This window comes from Novosphingobium guangzhouense (assembly GCF_002896965.1).
Lineage (GTDB): Bacteria > Pseudomonadota > Alphaproteobacteria > Sphingomonadales > Sphingomonadaceae > Novosphingobium > Novosphingobium guangzhouense.
Genome location: NZ_LYMM01000104.1, coordinates 1 through 2,263, shown reverse-complemented (window position 1 = coordinate 2,263; position 2,263 = coordinate 1). Strand labels below are relative to the sequence as shown.

Here is a 2,263-nt window from a genome sequence, read left to right as displayed (position 1 = left end):
CAGCTGGACACCTCGAAAAACCTCTGGCGTGTAGCGGTCTGAACTGATTCACTTCGTCGGCGATGTGGCGGAGGCGATGATGGCAGGACAGCCCGGTTTCTTTGATCTTTCGGACCGGTACGAGGCGCTGAGTGCAGCGGGCGATCCGCTTGAGCGCTTGGCGGCCGTTGTCGACTTCGAGGTTTTCCGCGGGCCGTTGGTTGCTGCGCTTCGGCGCAGTGTTCGCGGCAAGGGTGGCAGGCCGCCATTCGACCCGGTGCTGATGTTCAAGATCCTGGTGCTTCAGGCGCTCTACTCGCTGTCGGACGAAGCCACCGAGTTCCAGATCAAGGACCGCCTGTCGTTCCAGCGCTTCCTGGGTCTGGGCCTCGACGGCACCGTGCCCGATGCGACGACGGTGTGGCTGTTCCGTGAGCGCCTGGTGCAGGCCAAGGCGATCGACAAGCTTTTCACCCGCTTCGACGCTGCGCTCAAGGACCGGGGCTATCTCGCGATGGGCGGGCAGATCATCGACGCCACGGTGGTGCCGGCGCTCAAGCAGCGCAACACCGAAGCCGAGAAGACGGCGATCAAGGAAGGGCGCGTGCCCGAGGAGTGGAAGCCGGCGAAGGCGCGACAAAAGGACAGGGATGCGCGCTGGTCGATCAAGTACAGCAAGGCCAAGGTCCGTGAGGGCGCCGACCCGAAGGCCGCGAAGCCCGTCGATCTCGCCATCCCGATGTTCGGCTACAAGAACCATATCGGCATCGACAAGGCCCACGGCCTGATCCGCACCTGGGGCGCCAGCGCCGCCAACGCCCACGACGGGGCTCGGCTGCCGGACCTGATCAGCAGGGGCAACACCGGTTCGGGCGTCTGGGCGGATACGGCCTACCGGTCGAAGAAGAATGAGGCGTTCCTCGCTACTGGCATGTTCAAGAGTCATATCCACCAGAGGCGCAAGCCAAGGCAGCCGATGCCCGAGCGGATCGCCAAGGCCAACACCCGGCGATCCAAAATCCGCGCTCAGGTCGAGCATGTGTTCGCCGGGCAGAAGCACCGCATGGGCCTCATCGTTCGCACCATCGGCATCGCCCGCGCCACGATCAAGATCGGCATGGCCAACCTGGCCTATAACTTCCAGCGTCTTGCCTGGCTTGAGGGGCGTCCTGCGCCCGCATGACGCAAAAACCGGCCCCTGCTGTGAGTGCTGGTCGTAATCTCCCCAAATGTGCTGGTTGAAAATTCCCCAGTTTGAGGACTGCGTCTGATCGGCATGGGGGCATGCCCCCATGCCGATCAGACGGCACAATTATCCCTGCTGATGCCGAAGGAAGGGCGAGCAGGTGATAGGACTGAGGGAGGTCGTTTTGATCCAGGAACTCAAGAGACAGGGGCTGAGCATCAGCGCCATCGCGCGCCAGACCGGCCTCGACCGCAAGACCGTGAAGAAATATCTGGCCAACGGTCTGGAGGCTCCAAGCTATTCGCCACGCAAACCCGTAAAGAACGCCGTGGAGCCATATCGGACCCATCTGCTGGAGCGGTTGGAGAGCTATCCCGGCCTTTCAGCCCGAAGGCTGCATCGCGAAATCCGAGAAATGGGGTTCAAGGGAGCCTATTCCTCCCTGACAGAATATCTGCGCGAGGTCCGGCCGCCCGTGCCCAAGGCCTATGAGCGGCGCTTCGAAACTGCCGCCGGCATACAGGCTCAAGTTGATTTTGCCGAATTCCAGACGATCTTCACCAGCGAGCCGGGGGTCGTGCGCAAGGTCTGGCTGTTCAGCATGGTCCTGGGGCACAGTCGGTGGCTTTGGGGGCGGTTCTGCCCGAACCAGGGGCTGGAAACGGTGATGCGCTGCCATATCGCCGCCTTCGAGGCGATGGGGGGCTGCTGCAAAGAAATTCTCTACGACCGCATGAAGACCGCCGTCATCGGCGAGGACGCTGCCGGGGTGGTAACCTACAATGCCTCGCTGGTCGCTCTGTTGGCCCACTATGGCAGCGCTCCGAAAGCCTGCCAGCCTTACCGCGCCAAGACGAAGGGTAAGGTGGAACGGCCATTCCGCTATATCCGGCAGGACTTCTTCCTTGGCCGCAGCTTTCGTGATCCTGACGATCTGAACGCCCAGTTCGGCACATGGTGTGCCGATATCGCCAATGCCAGGCAGCACGCGACCACCGGGCGGATCGTGCAGGAGCATTTTGAGCAGGAACAGCCTCATCTGCTGCCGCTGCCCGGCATGCGCTACGACACGGTCCTGACGGTCGAACGGCGGATCAG

The 2,263-nt window shown here is 62.6% G+C and carries 2 protein-coding genes; both read left to right on the top strand.

Features of this window, described 5'->3' with window-relative positions; translation table 11 throughout:
- Positions 1-79 precede the first annotated feature (79 nt).
- Complete coding sequence (locus A8V01_RS26950) at positions 80-1,162, top strand: IS5 family transposase (protein WP_103099318.1); 1,083 nt, start codon at positions 80-82, stop codon at positions 1,160-1,162.
- Positions 1,163-1,349: 187 nt separating this feature from the next.
- On the top strand, positions 1,350-2,263 hold a 914-nt coding region (istA, locus tag A8V01_RS26945), incomplete at its 3' end, for an IS21 family transposase (RefSeq protein ID WP_211295220.1).